The sequence below is a fragment of the Rhodanobacter sp. A1T4 genome, from assembly GCF_014207185.1.
GTDB lineage: Bacteria > Pseudomonadota > Gammaproteobacteria > Xanthomonadales > Rhodanobacteraceae > Rhodanobacter.
The window spans coordinates 1-17,698 of record NZ_JACHCP010000017.1 but is presented as its reverse complement, the minus strand read 5'-3'; the positions used below and the strand labels follow the sequence as shown (position 1 = coordinate 17,698).

Sequence of the window (17,698 nt, the reverse complement as noted above, 5' to 3'; positions counted from 1 at the left end):
CGTGGGACGGATTGCTGCAAGGTGAATACTTGCAACGCTAAGACCACCTGCAATAAATCACACGCCTGTCCGCATGACGGAAGGCCAGTCGCTGCATGAGTTGTCAAAGAATGCCTGTCGGTCGCGCCAAAACATCGGATTTGATTCGTACGGAGGAACCGGATGCCGTTTCACCGGCCTTTGTTGATCGGCGCAGCCGCAAAAAATCGCATCGTTCAATACGCAGAAGGGCTATTTGGACAGTGGACAGCACACCGGAGTCGCGCAACAGACCGATCGTCTGCAACCGGCCGCGTTGCTCGGCGCCGGCCTTGAGTTGTTTATCGGGCAACCGATAGCCCAGCGAGCGATTGGCATAGCCCAGCTGGAAGCGGGCGATCAGCTCGGGATGCTGCAGGCCGCGCTTGGCCAGGTACGCCATTGCGTCCGGGCTTTGTGTCAGCGTCTCCCGGTAATACCCGAGCACCTGGCGCAGCAACGCCTGTCGATCCGCTTCGGCAGCTAAGGTAAAAGACGCCGGTGTGCGCACCGCTGTCACCACCGGCGCATCGATCAGGCCCAGTTCCGTGCGCAAGGTTTCCACCGCATGCCGGAAGCTCACGCCCCGACGGTGCATCACCCAGTCGATCGGACCGCCGGCCGCGTTGCAGCCGAAGCAGTGATACAGGTTCTTCGCCGGCGTCACGATCAGCGAGGGCGTCGCATCCTCGTGGAAGGGACAACGCCCCGCATAGTCCCTGCCCTGTTTGGTCAGCGCGATCCCGTCGGCTTCGACCAGCCGCACCAGGGACACCTGTTGCTTGAGCTGCTCGATGTCGTGTTCCGGGATGCGTGCCATAAAACGGTCTCCGGCCAAAAACCTGTCAAGGGGATAAAGCAAAAAATAACCATGCTGGAACATTACGCCATTTTGGCGTAACGTCAACTCCATTCCGCAGAGAGAGGGCTAGCGTATGGGCACGATCCGTTTCACATCCATCGGCCCCATGACGACTGACGAGAAGATCTTTTTCCAGGCACTCGGCCTACGCATTGCAGGACTGCGCAAGGATCTTGAGCTGACGCAGCAGCAACTCGCCGAGTTGCTCGGCGTGTCGCAGCAGATGGTGGCCTCTTACGAGGTGGGACGTCGGCGTGTGCCGATCTCTCTGCTACCCACACTAGCCCGGGTACTCGCCACAAGCATGGAAGGGCTGATCGGTGAGGACAGCAGGCGTAGCGGCAAACGCGGCCCGGCTTCCAAGCTGCAACAACAGCTCGATCAGGTCAGTCAGTTGCCCCGTGCACAGCAGAAGTTTGTGAGCCAGATGCTCGACACGGTATTGCAGCAGGCCAGTCGCTAGGCGACTAAAAGATAACGATTCGGCGTTGCCGTCGATCGCATAGCACCTGCCTCACGGGCCGCGACAGCGGCCTGTGAGGTGGGTTTTTCTTGGTATAAATAAACACCGACGGCGACGCATCACCACCAACGATAACGGTCGACACCGATCGCATACGCGGAGGCATGTCATGAACAAGTTCATCCAGCATCTGGCAACCGCCTCCCGCGAGGAGTTGGTCGCGCCAGTGCAGCGCGCGGTGCAAAAAGCTATTGCGCGCACTCACGCTACCGGAAGGCCGACCGTTGGCAGTGATGCCGAGGGCCATTTGATGCTGTTCTTTCCCGACGGTCGTTCAGTGCCCTACACGCCAGACTGGGAATCGTCCTGTGCGCAGGATGAGGAGCCCGCTTGAGCTCTGACGGATAGTTATTTGCGCACAACGCAAATTTCCCCGTTCGTCGCACGCCCTTCGAGATCATTTCGGGGCGAAGCTGATTTCTTTAGTCATTGAGGTGGTTGCCAACCCCTTTGCACCAGGCAAACGGGATAGTCACTGCGCGCAAAAAAACGACTACAAAACCGATACAACCAAGCAGAAACATGGATACAGCGCAAAGCCTTATGGCATAAAGGCTAGCGGGCAAAAACAGTGCGAAACGACTACAGCCCTTTATGTTCCACTACAGACTGTTTTCTACTCTTTCGATCTGCCTGCGCTGCCGATGACAGACAGCAAAACGCCCGCGCTAGGCGGGCGTCGGCATGATCGCCTTCCGGGCCTACTGGAACAGGATGGGGGCGCCTCGCTGAACACTTTTTTCAGCCAACCCTCGCAGCCGATCCACCAAGGGTTCTCCATCCACATCAAAGAAGCAGTCGAGCAGGTTCCTTGGCTTCAAGCCAAGCGCCGTCGCAACCTTCTTCTTCCACGCGGAGTTGAACTCCACAGGTGGCAGCTCACGCAAGGCCTTTCCTATCAAGTCGAGCTCGACGATAAGCCGCAAGGATTCATCGGAAGACCACTCGCCGTCGCTGTCGTGATGCTCCACCAACACCGGGCACTGGCTTCCGCGCTGGCCATTTTCTACGGCAGCAACAACTGCGTCCCTGAAGAAGTTGAAGTCCGCGTAAGCGCCAACCTCGACGCCATCTATTTCTTCAGCACCATCAAACGCGCATAGGTAGAGGCCCATCAGTAGTTCTCCCTGGCCACGGACTTGCCACACTTCTTCATGAGATCAATCAATGAATCATCGAACACACACGTCTCTGGAACGCGCAAAACAAGCTGTATCCCTTTATCCACTGCCTTAAATGCAAGTAGTCGTATCTGATACGTCGCTCTAAGCCTCGAAACATTTTTGACCAGATACATCCTGTTGAATGCCTCTGCATCGGGCATCGCACTCCGAGCAACCTGATGCTTTGTAGCCTTAAATTCCATAACGCACCTCAATACGGCAATGGCTGAACAGACACACCCCACCTGGTGAGGTAGTTCTGGAAAGTAGGATTCACCGGACGGCTCGTATAGATAGTCAGCGGGGTCGGTGGGTCATTAACAAGCGCTCCATACGTCTGCAGCCTGAGCTGGTAGGAAGAATCCAACGTACTGGAACCTGTTTTGATCTCGGCGAGGCCATCCTCGTTCAAACCATCGTAAATCGTGCCTACGAGATCGCCGCTGGCCGTGTACTGAGGTTTTCCGACGATCACCTGAAACGCCGCGCTATTTACCTGATCTGGCGATGGAGTAAAGGGAACCTTCCCTGTGGAATTCAGTGCCGCTAGCTGCTGAGGCTCGGCTGCTTGGCCACTAACCAGCTGTGACGGAGAACCCGATGCACCCGCCGCTGTATCAACGGCTCCCGCGTTTGGAACAACAAAACGCCCGCATGAGGCGGGCGTTTTGTTAGTTACATCAGACTACCGTTCAACAAGCACCCAATCATGCGGCTCATTTCGCAATTGAGCAATTTGCGCCGGCGTAAGGCCAAACGTCATCTGCACATAGCTGGGAGAGACTTCCTCAGTCTCGCTACGAGAGTCACCTCGCACATCCGGTGGCGCATCCCTTAGCTCCAAGAACACCCCCTCGCTCGGCGCATATGTTATTAGCGCTCGCCATCCTTGCTGTTTTCCACTAGGTCCACGCACAACATCGACTAAGGAATCGATATCTGTGACTCGGTTCTCGCCCTTCAGATCAATGTACTTCAAAGGAGTCACTGCAGAACCCTCACGCGTGGATTGACGATGCTATTCGTATTGATGCCCGGATAATTGAATTCTAGAAATCCGGCGCCCGTTTTACCACCCGGAACAAATTCTTCATACGGGGCGTCTAAAACATTTTGCAACCCCGCCGGATCCTTGAGCTGGAATTCAAGCAAATAGTTCGGTTCGTAGTCTAATTTCAAAGCGTCCTTGTAGCCTTGTGCAGTAGTTATTCCGCTAACTTCCTCAGCAGATCCGATGAATCCCATTCCTTCCGGGTACCCATCCACGGGCTTTCCGCCAAATGAGAAATCTCTACCGGCAACAAAATCTCGATACTGCTGAGGAGTCAGAGTTCGCGCGAAATAACCATCAGAGGGCAACCCGCTTTCACCCCAATTGGATATGTCGTACGTAAGAGGAGTTGTATTGCTTGGAACATCAGAGCACGCCACCGCATCCTGTCGTACTTTTTGCCTGACCCCCTAGTGTGGTTGCGGCCTCCCGAGCGTTTCACCCCGACACATCGCTGATGGTAAACGGCCAGACCCCCGGACGCACGTTTTCCGGCAACAGCGGCCGATCAGTCGAGCGTTTCTTCCAGCGCTTCGGCATCGAGCGTGGCCAACAGCGTGTCGCGATCGGTGTCGGGGGCATCCTCGTGCACCGCCCGACCCACCGGCATGCGCCCCGGATGCGTTGCCGTGTGGATCGCTTTCAGCTGCCGGATGCTGACCTGCGTGTAGATCTGCGTGGTGTTGAGCGAGACATGGCCGAGCATCGCCTGGATAAAGCGGATGTCGGCCCCGTTTTCCAGCATCAGTGTGGCCATCGTGTGCCTAAACAGATGGCAGCTCCCGCGTTTGATGAGCTTCGCCGCATCCACGTGTTCGCGCACCAGTTGGGTCAGACGGTTCGGCGTGAACGCTTCGCTCAAGTGCGTCAGGAACAGCGTGCCGTCATCACCGCCGCTGGCCAGCTGCGGCCGCACATCGTCCCGATACTTGCCGATCCACGCCAAGGCGCGTTCGCCGATCGGCACCATGCGATCCTTGCGGCCCTTCCCCTGGCGCACCATCAGCGTGCCGCGTTCCGTGTCCAGATCATGCACGTGGATGCCGATCAGCTCCATGCGCCGGATGCCGGTGGAGTACAGCGTCTCCAGCATCGCCCGATCACGCAGGCCGGTCGGCGTGGCCAGATCCGGCACCGCCATCACCGCTTCGGCCTCACCCACCGTCAGCACATGCTTGGGCAACCGATGTTCCAGTCGCGGCAGCTCCAGATCGGACGCCGGGTTGTAGAGGATGTGGTTGTAGCGAGCGAGCCACTTAAACAGCGCACGCACCGGCACGATGCGCGTGTGCTGGCTGCGCGTGGAGAGCGGCTGGCCATCCTTCTTGCGATGCAGGAAGAGATACCGCTGGTAGCGTTCCAGGATCGGCTTGGTGATCTCCTGCGGACGACGCAAGCCGCGGGCATCGCACCAGGTCACAAAGTAGCGCAGGTAAATCTCGCGCGCCTCGATGGTCTTCTCGGAGTAGTTCTTCTCACGCTGCCACGCACCGAAGCGCAACACCGTGTGATACAGGCTGTCCGGATCGCGCACGTCACCGATCGGCACCCTCGGCGTGTGCTGGCCCTTGCGCGGCATCGCTTACTTGCCAGCGGCTAAGTGAGAAGCTGCGGCGTACGACCCTGAGCGCGAGACCACCGGTGCCGTGCTTTTCGGTAACGTCTTCGCGTCGATCAGCGTCGAGACGTTGTCGTGCAGGGTGTGCACGGCCTCGGCGACCCGACGACCACGCCCCGACACGGGGCCGACCGTGGCCCGACCGGGCACCGACCGTGCTGCACTCACCCCCGACCGGTCGTCGTCATAGGCGGTCATGGCCACACCGTTGGCTTCCGTCAGTCCCATCAGGAAGCGACCACCGTGTTCGCCTTCGCCGTCATACAGCAGCTCGTAGTCGAAGCGCTGGCCACGATCGGCCCGATGGATCAGCACGTATTCCAGTTCGGCCAGACGGCCCAGGTGGATCTTCAGTTGCGTATCGCCCCAGCCGGTCAGCGCACGCACCTGACGACGGGTGAAGCGCAGATCCGTGCGTGACACGGCGAGGCGCTCGCATTCGTCGGTGACCCAGGTGTGCACGTGCTTCAGCAGCAAGCGGGTCTGTGGTGGCAACTCATCGAGCGTGCGGCCCAGCACTTCGTGCGCGAGCTGATTGGCCACCGCGATATCGGTCGGCACCACCTCGATGTAGCGCAGCTCCTTGCCGCGATGCTGCACCGTGTGCACCGGGCGCTGGTACTGATGCAGCAGCGCGATCGCCCGGATCAGCGTGAGGTATTTCATGTGATCCCGGCGCGTGCGGGTCTGGTCATCCAGGAAGGTCAGCCGATCGGCATGCGGATTGACCACCGCGAGGGGTTGCAGCAAGCGCTGCGCATTACGATGCACCGCAAGGATCGCATCGCGATCGGTGGTGGCGAGCAGACCATCGAGCGTTTGCCGGCGACGCTGCAGCGCATGGATCGCCCGCGTCTGTTCGCGGCTCTCGTTCACCGTCAACACCAGGCAGCGATTGAGCAGTTCCTCGTCGATGTCGATCGCCGTGGTGGTTAAAAACAGCATCACCGGGCCTTCGACCCGATACTCGTGCGTGACCAGCAAGCCGGTGGTCGGATCTTTGCCGGTGCTGGCGATCGTCACTTCACCTTCCGATTGCAACAGCTTCAAGGCATAGCTCGCATTCGACGCGCCCTCTTCCTCGGCGATGGCCAGGATCTTGTGCTTGAGGTTCGTCTTGCCCATGTAAAACAGGCTCTGCCCGGTCATCGCCGAGTAGCGCACCTGGTCCTCGTCCGGCATCAGGGCGAGCACGGCATCCATCAGCGCACTCTTGCCGGCCGCACTGGAGCTTTGGATGATCACGGCCAAGGGCCGATCGAGCTGGCGCGACACCGCCGCCACATACCCGACCAGCGTGTTCGTGCGCTCACCCACCACGCCACACGCCGTAAAATCCGCCACGATGCGATCGAGCAGATCGGGCGATTTCAGCAGCGCTAATGCCTCGCTGTGTTCGCTGTCGCTGAGCTTCGGGATCTTGTCTTCTTTCGTGAGTGCGGCCGTCAGCTGTTCGGTCTGCACCGCTTCCAGTTTCAACAGCACACGACCGAGGTCGTGCTTGAGCACATCCTCGGCTTCGCCCAGCTCCATGCCGGCCTGCTTGGTAAACGCCGCCCGTGCTTTGGCCTGATACAGATCCAGCGTATCGACGTGGAAGCGCTCACCGCGACTGACCAGCAGGTTCACCTTCAGCGCTTCCGGGTTGAGCGGTTTCTTCCAGCCACGCACCCGATAGTGCCGATCGCCCAGCGTCAACATCAGATCGTGATCGCCCTGTGGCGTCGCCACATCCTCTACCGGCGCCGGCGGCAACGGCGAGGTGATCGTGGGTTCGGGCACCTCCACGGCGACCGCTTTTTCCTTAGCCGCCGGTGGGATCGGAGCAGCGACTAAGGGAGGATCGATCATCTCGCGTGCATCACGCGCGCTGGTCAGTGCCGGCGCCTCACCGTTCCCTAACCACTGGGCTTTGCGGATCATCAGCGCCAAGGCCTTGGCCGGCGGACTCATCGCCAAGGCGTACGCATTGGCGTCCATGCCTTTGGGGAACAGCACGCGGTAGCAGTCGATGCCGCTGGCCATCAGCGTCTTGGCCAGCGCCTCGGCAGCGGTGTTGCCGGCGTCATCGCGGTCATACGCGATCAGCACACGACGGATGCCGTAGCGCGCAAACGCAGCGCGATGATCGTCGGTAAAACCGTGCACACCGTAACTGGCGGTGACGTTTTTCAGACCGTGCACCCAGAAGGTCATCGCGTCGATCAACGCTTCGCACAGGATCACCTCGCCGCCGCAGGCGGCGAGGCCTTCTTCGTTCCACACCCCGGCATGCGGACCGGGCAGATACAGGTGATACGCCGTGCCCGCGCGCAGGTCATCGCGGATCTTGCGTCCATACACTTCGTGGATCGTGCCGTCGGCACCGATCACCGGCACGACAAGACTGCCATTAAAGTGTTCGTGGCCGGAGTCGCGCAACAGACCGATCGTCTGCAACCGGCCGCGTTGCTCGGCGCCGGCCTTGAGTTGTTTATCGGGCAACCGATAGCCCAGCGAGCGATTGGCATAGCCCAGCTGGAAGCGGGCGATCAGCTCGGGATGCTGCAGGCCGCGCTTGGCCAGGTACGCCATTGCGTCCGGGCTTTGTGTCAGCGTCTCCCGGTAATACCCGAGCACCTGGCGCAGCAACGCCTGTCGATCCGCTTCGGCAGCTAAGGTAAAAGACGCCGGTGTGCGCACCGCTGTCACCACCGGCGCATCGATCAGGCCCAGTTCCGTGCGCAAGGTTTCCACCGCATGCCGGAAGCTCACGCCCCGACGGTGCATCACCCAGTCGATCGGACCGCCGGCCGCGTTGCAGCCGAAGCAGTGATACAGGTTCTTCGCCGGCGTCACGATCAGCGAGGGCGTCGCATCCTCGTGGAAGGGACAACGCCCCGCATAGTCCCTGCCCTGTTTGGTCAGCGCGATCCCGTCGGCTTCGACCAGCCGCACCAGGGACACCTGTTGCTTGAGCTGCTCGATGTCGTGTTCCGGGATGCGTGCCATAAAACGGTCTCCGGCCAAAAACCTGTCAAGGGGATAAAGCAAAAAATAACCATGCTGGAACATTACGCCATTTTGGCGTAACGTCAACTCCATTCCGCAGAGAGAGGGCTAGCGTATGGGCACGATCCGTTTCACATCCATCGGCCCCATGACGACTGACGAGAAGATCTTTTTCCAGGCACTCGGCCTACGCATTGCAGGACTGCGCAAGGATCTTGAGCTGACGCAGCAGCAACTCGCCGAGTTGCTCGGCGTGTCGCAGCAGATGGTGGCCTCTTACGAGGTGGGACGTCGGCGTGTGCCGATCTCTCTGCTACCCACACTAGCCCGGGTACTCGCCACAAGCATGGAAGGGCTGATCGGTGAGGACAGCAGGCGTAGCGGCAAACGCGGCCCGGCTTCCAAGCTGCAACAACAGCTCGATCAGGTCAGTCAGTTGCCCCGTGCACAGCAGAAGTTTGTGAGCCAGATGCTCGACACGGTATTGCAGCAGGCCAGTCGCTAGGCGACTAAAAGATAACGATTCGGCGTTGCCGTCGATCGCATAGCACCTGCCTCACGGGCCGCGACAGCGGCCTGTGAGGTGGGTTTTTCTTGGTATAAATAAACACCGACGGCGACGCATCACCACCAACGATAACGGTCGACACCGATCGCATACGCGGAGGCATGTCATGAACAAGTTCATCCAGCATCTGGCAACCGCCTCCCGCGAGGAGTTGGTCGCGCCAGTGCAGCGCGCGGTGCAAAAAGCTATTGCGCGCACTCACGCTACCGGAAGGCCGACCGTTGGCAGTGATGCCGAGGGCCATTTGATGCTGTTCTTTCCCGACGGTCGTTCAGTGCCCTACACGCCAGACTGGGAATCGTCCTGTGCGCAGGATGAGGAGCCCGCTTGAGCTCTGACGGATAGTTATTTGCGCACAACGCAAATTTCCCCGTTCGTCGCACGCCCTTCGAGATCATTTCGGGGCGAAGCTGATTTCTTTAGTCATTGAGGTGGTTGCCAACCCCTTTGCACCAGGCAAACGGGATAGTCACTGCGCGCAAAAAAACGACTACAAAACCGATACAACCAAGCAGAAACATGGATACAGCGCAAAGCCTTATGGCATAAAGGCTAGCGGGCAAAAACAGTGCGAAACGACTACAGCCCTTTATGTTCCACTACAGACTGTTTTCTACTCTTTCGATCTGCCTGCGCTGCCGATGACAGACAGCAAAACGCCCGCGCTAGGCGGGCGTCGGCATGATCGCCTTCCGGGCCTACTGGAACAGGATGGGGGCGCCTCGCTGAACACTTTTTTCAGCCAACCCTCGCAGCCGATCCACCAAGGGTTCTCCATCCACATCAAAGAAGCAGTCGAGCAGGTTCCTTGGCTTCAAGCCAAGCGCCGTCGCAACCTTCTTCTTCCACGCGGAGTTGAACTCCACAGGTGGCAGCTCACGCAAGGCCTTTCCTATCAAGTCGAGCTCGACGATAAGCCGCAAGGATTCATCGGAAGACCACTCGCCGTCGCTGTCGTGATGCTCCACCAACACCGGGCACTGGCTTCCGCGCTGGCCATTTTCTACGGCAGCAACAACTGCGTCCCTGAAGAAGTTGAAGTCCGCGTAAGCGCCAACCTCGACGCCATCTATTTCTTCAGCACCATCAAACGCGCATAGGTAGAGGCCCATCAGTAGTTCTCCCTGGCCACGGACTTGCCACACTTCTTCATGAGATCAATCAATGAATCATCGAACACACACGTCTCTGGAACGCGCAAAACAAGCTGTATCCCTTTATCCACTGCCTTAAATGCAAGTAGTCGTATCTGATACGTCGCTCTAAGCCTCGAAACATTTTTGACCAGATACATCCTGTTGAATGCCTCTGCATCGGGCATCGCACTCCGAGCAACCTGATGCTTTGTAGCCTTAAATTCCATAACGCACCTCAATACGGCAATGGCTGAACAGACACACCCCACCTGGTGAGGTAGTTCTGGAAAGTAGGATTCACCGGACGGCTCGTATAGATAGTCAGCGGGGTCGGTGGGTCATTAACAAGCGCTCCATACGTCTGCAGCCTGAGCTGGTAGGAAGAATCCAACGTACTGGAACCTGTTTTGATCTCGGCGAGGCCATCCTCGTTCAAACCATCGTAAATCGTGCCTACGAGATCGCCGCTGGCCGTGTACTGAGGTTTTCCGACGATCACCTGAAACGCCGCGCTATTTACCTGATCTGGCGATGGAGTAAAGGGAACCTTCCCTGTGGAATTCAGTGCCGCTAGCTGCTGAGGCTCGGCTGCTTGGCCACTAACCAGCTGTGACGGAGAACCCGATGCACCCGCCGCTGTATCAACGGCTCCCGCGTTTGGAACCCCCGGCTCCACAAGGCTAACATCCGACTGGCCTTCCACAAGCGCCGGAACAGGCAACGGTTGATACTCGATCGGCTGACCACTTTCCAGCCCGGTCGAGACGGCGCTTCGGTAAGCAAAGCCCGCCATCATTCCCGCGTTGATGCTCTCTGCAAAAGCGACCGAGTTCATCGCGCCTTGCACGTTATTCGGGTTGGCCCGCAGCGAATAACCCGCAGCCGCCATATCCAAAGGTCCGCCTGCTGCCGCCATCGCCTTCACCAAGGCTAGCTGCTGCGCGGAATTGTCCTGTATGGCTCCCGCCTGCGACATCGGTATGCCGCCGTTGTATGCCATCTCTTGCTCAGTCTGACGGATATTTAGCTGCAAGGCCGCAAGCGCTCCCTGAGATTGCGCCACGGGATCGGCGCTCCCCAAACCTTGCACCGCCGCTTGTCCCTGTAGCTGTGCCCATTTGGCACTTCCCGGCAGCACATCGGCCAGCTGTTGATCTAAATCATCGCCGACCGCGTAAGGGTTATTGAGCGATAGATAGTTTGCTGTCGCGGAAACCGTTACCTGCGAGAGGTCTGTCACGTTCTTGTTTTGAAAAAGGTACGGCGTCCCATCTGCATTGGTTTCCAGAAACGATGCGTAACCCGGCAACGTTATCGGCGCATAAACATCACCGTTCGGCGACTGCAATGTGTAGGACGGTTCTGATGAACCGGCATCCTCATCCGGATCAACCAATCCGTGCACGCCCGTATAGGTCGAATACGCATCCGCCGATACCAGCTGCGGACTATTCGCCATCAGCGTTTGGGCCTCTTGCTCAAACGCCAGTTCGCCAAGACCCTGGTTCCAACCGTTGGCATAGGTGTTGATGGACGCCTGGTCCTGGCTCCATTGACTGCTCGCTTGACGACTGAACGATGCCGTTTGTTCCGCACTGCTCACTTGCGCAGCGTTGATGGCGCCTGCCGCCGCATTACCGAGCGCATTGCCAAACGCATCCTCACCGATCTGCTGCCAGCTCGATACGTGGTTGTCACCGAGCAGCTGCGAGGTTTCGCGGGTCAATCCACCGGACAGCAAGCCACCGGCCACGTCTTGCGTGAAGCTGCCGGCACTATCACCCACTTGCTGTAATGGTTCGCCCTTCAGACCGGCTGCAGCAGTTATGCCGGATGCCACCGCCGATGCTGCCAGACCAGCCCAGCTGAAATGCGTGGCTTCCCCGGTAACTTTGTCGGCAGCCACCCCACTCGCGTACGCGCCCGCACCAAACAAGGCTGCGCCAGTCGGCGTCAAGACCCCTTTGGCGTTGGCGAGGACAGCCTCACCACTCGAACTGATCTCTCCGCCAATACCCGCCGTAAGACCTGCCGCCAGACCCGAAGTCAACGCTTGCTCCAAGGAGAACCCCTGGCTCACCCCTAAGGCATCGCCGGTCAACTGACCGGCCACGCTGCCGGCTATGCCACCGACCACCGCGCCTGCGATGCCAGCACCGGTTGCCGTCAAGGTACCCCCCAACGCAGCAGCACCTGTGGCCAGCGTCGAGCCTCCTACCTCCGCTGCGCCAAAGGCTTCAGCCGCTGCGCCCGCGGTATAGATCGTCACGACGATCGCCACGGCTACCACCAGCATTTCCGCCAGCCCCGAACACCCCGAACTACTCGGCGGCGGCGGCGGCGGTGCTGTCGGCAGGTTCGGCGTGGTACTGCCAATAATGCTGCCCGCGTTATACGGCTTGAACGTGGTTGCCGTATTGCTGCTGGTGGTCACCGACGGGATCGTGATGCTCTGCCCCGGCACCAAGGTGCTGGTGCTGCTCAGGCCGTTGGCCTCGCCGATGATGTAACCGTAGTCGCTGTTGCCGTACTCCGTCTGCGCAATGCTCGCCAGCGTGTCGCCGACCTGCACCACATAGCCCTGCGTGCTGGTGCTGAAGCCGGTCAAGGTGGTCGCTACCCCGATCTCGCCTTCCTCGTCCATGTCGCTGACCTGCTGGCCATTGACGTAGGTGTAGTGATTGGCGAAGTAACCGTTGGTGGGGGTCAGGGTCGTGCCGCTGATCGTGCCGCTACGCTCTTCCAGGATCTGCCCGGCGGTGTCGTAGGCGTAGGCACGGGTGGTGTTCTGCGCCGCCCCGCTGTTGCTCTGACTGGTCTGCGCCACCGCGATGGTGCGCCCGAACGCGTCGTAGTACGTCGTGTCGGTGGCCGGCACGTAGCCGGACACGGTCGGCGTACCGGCGGTACTCTGCTGCAGGTAGCCGTCCTTCTTGAGGTAGCTCACCGTGTAGTTGGCACCAAACGCGCCGGTCGTCGTGCCTTGGGGTGCGTTCTGCACGTAGCTGTAGGCGGTGACATTGTCGGCGGCGTCGAACGCGGTGTAGGTGGTGGTCGAGCCCACCGCCAGCCGACTGGTATTCGTGCCGTCGGGCATCGTTCCGTCCTGTTCGAACGTGTTGGCCACCTGCAACCAATTGGTATACGGGCTAACTAAACTGACCTGCGCCGTGACCTGACCATCCGCGTTGTAGGTGCTGGTTTCTCCCTGATCCACCCAGCCGCCGATCCGCAAATTGATCGTGCCCTCGGGCATGTCGACGGTGCCGTAAACGGACTCGGTCGCCTTGTTGTTGAGGTATTGGTATGTACTCAGCAGATGACCGTCGGCGTCGTAACTCTGACGCTGCTGGGCGCCCAGACTGGCCTGGCCGGCGCTGAGCGCGTAATCCGTTTCCACCAGCTCGTTGCGCTGGTCGTACTCCATGCCCTGAATCATCGTGACGCCACTGACGTCCGTCACGAGCACCGCCACATTGCCGGCCGCATCGTACTCATTGGCATAGGTGGTGTTTTCGTAGGTCGCCGGCGTCAGCACGATCTGGCCGTTCACCAGGCTGCCGTCGTTTACCTCCACCCGGTTGTCGGCGTCGTAGGTGAACCACTCCGCCTGGATGTTGGGCGTGGTGGCGACGGCGGCCTGGGTCGTGGCTACCTGAGCGATCGCGTTGTTTTTCCCCTTGGCGCTTTCATCGCCAGCGATATCGATTTCCATGTTCACGCTGACGGACTTGCCGCTGGCAGGGTCGGTGGCAGTCAACGTAATGTCGATCGTGCGATCAGACGTCGTGTCCCTGGCCGTACCGCTCAGCGTACTGGGAGTAACCGCACCAAAGACAAATTCGGAATCCAGCGGACCCCCACCCTGATTCGTCATCGTATAAGTGATGGGCTGCCCTGAGGGGTTGGTGAAGGCGGTGGTGGGAACGGTCCAGGTTTTGCTTTTGCCTGCCAGCCATTGAATGATCGTATTCATGCCGTTGTACGTCGGCGGTGCTCCTGGTGGCACAGTACTGATGACGGTGATAGTAAAGCTCTGAACCGGGTTGAATCCGTTGGCGGCGGCGCCGTAAACAATCGTGTAGGTACCCGCACTGCCGGACGGCGGCGTGCCGCTGAAAGTACGCGTCGTCCCATTAAAATTCAGCCACGAGGGCAATGGCACCCAGGCTGTGCTGGTTACCCATGCCGGGACGTAGGAGATCGCCGAACCGTTATAGCTCGTCGCTCCAGGTACCGTGAAACTGAAGGCGGCTCCCGGATTGACCGTTTCGTTGGCGGCCGCACTGTTGAAGACTGGCGCCACGTTGTTCACCGTCACCGAGATCGTGGTGCTGCCCGTATGCCCCAGGCCATCGGTGGCGGTAATCGTCCAGTTGTACGTGCCCGCCGATTCCGTCGTGCCGTTGAACGTAAACGTGCCATTGCTGGCAAAACCGGCCCACGCGGGCGCGTTACTGGTATAGGTCAGCCCGTGGCCGTAAGGGTCGCTAAACACGGCCGGGATGCTGTAGACCTGCGCGGACCCGTTAGGGGTCAGGGTCTGCGCCGGGATGGCGCCGGTCACGGCCGGTGGCGCGTAGCTGTTGGTCAGCGTCAGCGCACCGGAGGCCGTTCCGCCCTGGGCGTTGGTGGCGATGATTTCGAGCTGATAGGTACTGTCGTGCTCATAGACCGCGGTGGAAAAATTGGACGTCTCAAAGGTGAGCGCGGTTGGCACGCCCGTGATCGCACCGGTGGTGGCGTTGACGCTGAGGCCAACATCGCTGATAGACGTCCATACGGCCGCCACGCTGGTATCGGTGGGCTCACCCGCTTTATTCACCGTCAACGTATGCGCGGGAATCAACACCATGCCGGTATAGGTCAGCGCGCCGCCATCCGGCTCAACGAAGGCATTGGCTGGCAGTGTGAGGTTGAGCGAGGCACCACCGATCACACCGGTCTGGTTGGCCAGGTTGCCGTTGTAGACCGGTGCCGGCTGCACGTATTGCGACACACTGACGGAGAAGTACGTTTCAGCTTTTTGCCCTTGCGGATTGGTCGCCATCACATACAGCTTGAACGTCTGGCCTACCGCACTGGCCGGAGGCGTGCCCGCAAACGTGAGGCTGGACGGATAAAACGTCATCCAGGACGGCAGCGTGGAGTCGTTTTCCACGGTGGGCTCGCCCGGGATGGACTGGAACGCGTAGCTGCCGGCCGAATACGTCAGTGCATCGCCATCGCTTTCGTTGAAAATGCTGGAAGGGAAGCTGAAAGCGAAAGCATGCGTGCCGTATACGGTCTGACTACCGATCGAACCGTTGGCGACCGGCGGGGTGGAGAGCACGGTGTAAGTGAAGGTCTGGATCGGGTTGAACCCTCCGGCCGATGCACCGTAAGCAATGGTGTAGGTACCGGCACTCCCGCCCGGTGGCGTGCCGCTGAAGGTCAGCGTGCTGGCGTTAAAACTCAGCCATGAAGGCAGGGGCACATCACCGTTGCTGGTGACCCATGCCGGTGCATAACTGATCGCCAGTCCGTTGGCATCGGTGGCGCCGGGCACGGTGAAGCTAAAGGCGGTATTCACGCTACCGACCTGGTTGGTCGCTCCGGCGGTAAACACTGGCGTGACCAGGGGCACGGTCACCGTGAACGTGCTGCTGACGCTCTGGCCATTGACGTCGGTGGCCGTCACGGTGATCGACCAGGTGCCGGCCGTGCTCGGCGTACCGCCGAAGTTGCCGCTGCTGTTGAGAGTCATCCAGCTCGGCAGTGCGCTGCCGTTGGACTGGGTGGCCGAAAACGTGAGCCCGAAGCCGACGTTGTCGGTGAAGCTGCCGGCCACACTGAAGTTCCACGCCGCACCCGGCGCTGCCGTCTGCGCGCTCACCGTGCCGGTGGGTGGGCCGCCATTGCCACCGACTGGCGAGGCGTTGGTGCCGTAGGCGCTTTGCGCGAACACCGCCCGCCGATTGCCGGCAGCATCGTAGTTGTAGACCAGGCGTGAGTTGGCGACGCTGTTGTCCGGATTCTCGGTGGTCTCCACACTGAGTCGGTTGTGGCTGTCGTAGCTGGACACCGTTTCGGTGTGCACCACCAGCCCGGCACCGTCGGTGGTGTAGGTGGCGTCCACGGTCTGGTTGCCATTGACGTCGTACTGGTAGGTGTCCCATTCGGCCACCGTCCCCCCCGTGAGCTGGGTGAACTTCGCGACTTGCCCATCGGCGTCGTACTGGTATTGCTCGCTGCTGCCGGTGCCGGTGAGCGCACTCGGCAGGTACCCCGGATTGGTCTGTCCCGCCGGCGCCCAGTTGCTGCTCTCGCTGGTCAGCAGGCCGGAGCTGGCGTCATAGGTATATGTGGTCGTGGCGCCGCTCAGGTCGATGTGCGACTGCACTCGACCAAAATAGTCATACGCCCACGACTCCTGATCACCATCGGCCGTGGTCTCGCCGGTCTGGTTGCCGTTGACGTCGTAAGTGAAGGTTTCGGCCCAACCACTGGCATGCTGGACTGGGGTCTGGCTGCTCAGCACGCGATGCTGGCTGTCGTAGCTGTAGTACGAGGTATTGCCCAGCGCATCGGTCACCTGGAGGCGGTCGCCGTTGCTGTTGAGGACGTAGGTTTCCTGCGCCTGCTGGGTGCGCCCGTTACCCGCGCTGTTGATCAGGAAGTCACCCTGCGCCGTCACCTGGTTGAGGCTGTTGTAGCTGGTATAGGTGATATGGGTGAGCGGCCCGCTCAGCGTATTGGCCGGTGGCGTCTCCTGCGCCACGGCGCGGCCCAGCGCGTCGTAAGCGGTAGTGGTATTGGCACCGGTCGCATCCTGCGCGATCGTGAGGTTGCCGGCCGCATCGTAGGTATTCAGCGAGGTATTGCCGTCCTCATCGGTGACCCCGATCAACTGGCCCTGGACGTTGTAGTACCAGCTCTTGGTCGGCGTCTGAAAAGTACGCACGCCCGTCGCGGACACCACCAGCACGTTCGGCTCGATCTCACGGATCAACTGGTTCTGGCTGTCGTACTGGTATTGCGTGACATTGCCGGCCGCATCCGTGCTGGACAGCACGTTGCCCCAGCGGTCGTAAGTGAAGGTGCTCGGACTGCTTTCACCGGCTATCGCGTTGGCGACCGGGACCACCCGGGCGATGGCGTGTCCCGCCAGATCCAGCGTATTGCCCGTCCATACCCCGTTACCGCCGCCCGTGGCGGTGGACAGATCCACCACCTGACTACCGGCCAGATCGTAGATATAGCTGTGGATGGCCCCGGTCTTGCTATCCGGTGCCGTGGTCAGCAGCCCCACATTGTTGTACGTGTAGGTCGCCTCATACCCGTTGTTGTCGCCCTTGGCCACCACTTCGCCGAACGCGTTGTACTTCACCTGCGTGTAGCTGTCGTAACCGCTCTGGCCGCTGCGCTGCACGGCAGTAGTCAGCTGCTGGTTGTCGGCGTCGTAGGTGTAGGTGCTGGTGACCGTGCTTACAGCACCCACCGTGGTCGTCCCGCCCGTCGTGATGTTGCCGGTCAATGTGCTGACCTGGGTGAGCACATTGCCGTTGTTGTCGTAGGTGTAGGTGGTGACGTTGCCATTGGCATCGACCGACGTCACCTGCTGCCCTAAGGCGTTGTACGTCGACACGGTCTGTTCCGACAGACCACCGGCACTGACCGTGCTGCTCAGCGTGTGACCCAGCGCATCGTAAACATAGGTCGTGACCGGACTGACCGCGGTATACAACGCGGCCGTGGTCAGATCGTCGCCCGGGTTCAATTGCAGGAT

General features: G+C 60.1%; 11 protein-coding genes. 4 read left to right on the top strand and 7 right to left on the bottom strand.

Annotation, left to right across the window (positions count from 1 at the left end):
* Positions 1-103: 103 nt before the first annotated feature.
* A complete protein-coding gene (locus HDE80_RS21835; protein ID WP_221437775.1) occupies positions 104-901 on the bottom strand; it encodes a CHC2 zinc finger domain-containing protein in 798 nt (265 codons plus the stop codon).
* Between the two features lie 85 nt (positions 902-986).
* Here HDE80_RS21835 and HDE80_RS21830 point away from each other — a divergent pair, with 85 nt between their 5' ends.
* Together HDE80_RS21830 and HDE80_RS21825 are read left to right on the top strand one after the other, a co-directional pair.
* Complete coding sequence (locus HDE80_RS21830; protein WP_255484084.1) at positions 987-1,343, top strand: helix-turn-helix transcriptional regulator; 357 nt, start codon at positions 987-989, stop codon at positions 1,341-1,343.
* Positions 1,344-1,512: 169 nt separating this feature from the next.
* Entirely contained in the window at positions 1,513-1,737 is a 225-nt protein-coding gene (locus HDE80_RS21825; RefSeq protein ID WP_184674409.1) for a hypothetical protein, read from the top strand.
* Positions 1,738-2,104: 367 nt separating this feature from the next.
* Here the strand turns inward: HDE80_RS21825 and HDE80_RS21820 are convergent, their stop codons facing one another.
* The 4 genes from HDE80_RS21820 to HDE80_RS21805 all read right to left on the bottom strand — a co-directional run bounded on the left by HDE80_RS21820 (position 2,105) and on the right by HDE80_RS21805 (position 8,226).
* Positions 2,105-2,518, bottom strand: coding sequence for an Imm70 family immunity protein (locus HDE80_RS21820; protein WP_184674407.1), 414 nt, complete (start codon positions 2,516-2,518; stop codon positions 2,105-2,107).
* 1,032 nt (positions 2,519-3,550) lie between these two features.
* On the bottom strand, positions 3,551-3,925 hold the full coding sequence (locus HDE80_RS21815) for a hypothetical protein (protein ID WP_184674414.1): 375 nt from the start codon (positions 3,923-3,925) through the stop codon (positions 3,551-3,553).
* A 200-nt stretch (positions 3,926-4,125) separates the two neighbouring features.
* A complete protein-coding gene (xerC, locus tag HDE80_RS21810) occupies positions 4,126-5,196 on the bottom strand; it encodes a site-specific tyrosine recombinase XerC (protein ID WP_184674413.1) in 1,071 nt (356 codons plus the stop codon).
* A gap of 3 nt (positions 5,197-5,199) precedes the next feature.
* Entirely contained in the window at positions 5,200-8,226 is a 3,027-nt protein-coding gene (locus HDE80_RS21805; RefSeq protein WP_184674412.1) for a CHC2 zinc finger domain-containing protein, read from the bottom strand.
* Between the two features lie 148 nt (positions 8,227-8,374).
* Here HDE80_RS21805 and HDE80_RS21800 point away from each other — a divergent pair, with 148 nt between their 5' ends.
* Both HDE80_RS21800 and HDE80_RS21795 read left to right on the top strand, forming a co-directional pair.
* Entirely contained in the window at positions 8,375-8,731 is a 357-nt protein-coding gene (locus HDE80_RS21800) for a helix-turn-helix transcriptional regulator (protein WP_255484084.1), read from the top strand.
* A 169-nt stretch (positions 8,732-8,900) separates the two neighbouring features.
* Complete coding sequence (locus HDE80_RS21795; protein ID WP_184674409.1) at positions 8,901-9,125, top strand: hypothetical protein; 225 nt, start codon at positions 8,901-8,903, stop codon at positions 9,123-9,125.
* 367 nt (positions 9,126-9,492) lie between these two features.
* Here the strand turns inward: HDE80_RS21795 and HDE80_RS21790 are convergent, their stop codons facing one another.
* Together HDE80_RS21790 and HDE80_RS21785 are read right to left on the bottom strand one after the other, a co-directional pair.
* On the bottom strand, positions 9,493-9,906 hold the full coding sequence (locus HDE80_RS21790) for an Imm70 family immunity protein (RefSeq protein ID WP_184674407.1): 414 nt from the start codon (positions 9,904-9,906) through the stop codon (positions 9,493-9,495).
* 259 nt (positions 9,907-10,165) lie between these two features.
* Positions 10,166-17,689: a putative Ig domain-containing protein gene (locus HDE80_RS21785; RefSeq protein ID WP_221437774.1), complete on the bottom strand. Its 7,524-nt coding sequence runs from the start codon at positions 17,687-17,689 to the stop codon at positions 10,166-10,168.
* Positions 17,690-17,698: the final 9 nt, after the last annotated feature.

Bases quoted from the DNA above. Each gene is read 5' to 3' on its own strand.
- HDE80_RS21835 (WP_221437775.1), bottom strand. From the start codon at position 901: ATGTTCCAGCATGGTTATTTTTTGCTTTATCCCCTTGACAGGTTTTTG.
- HDE80_RS21830 (WP_255484084.1), top strand. From the start codon at position 987: ATGACGACTGACGAGAAGATCTTTTTCCAGGCACTCGGCCTACGCATT.
- HDE80_RS21825 (WP_184674409.1), top strand. From the start codon at position 1,513: ATGAACAAGTTCATCCAGCATCTGGCAACCGCCTCCCGCGAGGAGTTG.
- HDE80_RS21820 (WP_184674407.1), bottom strand. From the start codon at position 2,518: ATGGGCCTCTACCTATGCGCGTTTGATGGTGCTGAAGAAATAGATGGC.
- xerC (WP_184674413.1), bottom strand. From the start codon at position 5,196: ATGCCGCGCAAGGGCCAGCACACGCCGAGGGTGCCGATCGGTGACGTG.
- HDE80_RS21805 (WP_184674412.1), bottom strand. From the start codon at position 8,226: ATGGCACGCATCCCGGAACACGACATCGAGCAGCTCAAGCAACAGGTG.
- HDE80_RS21800 (WP_255484084.1), top strand. From the start codon at position 8,375: ATGACGACTGACGAGAAGATCTTTTTCCAGGCACTCGGCCTACGCATT.
- HDE80_RS21795 (WP_184674409.1), top strand. From the start codon at position 8,901: ATGAACAAGTTCATCCAGCATCTGGCAACCGCCTCCCGCGAGGAGTTG.
- HDE80_RS21790 (WP_184674407.1), bottom strand. From the start codon at position 9,906: ATGGGCCTCTACCTATGCGCGTTTGATGGTGCTGAAGAAATAGATGGC.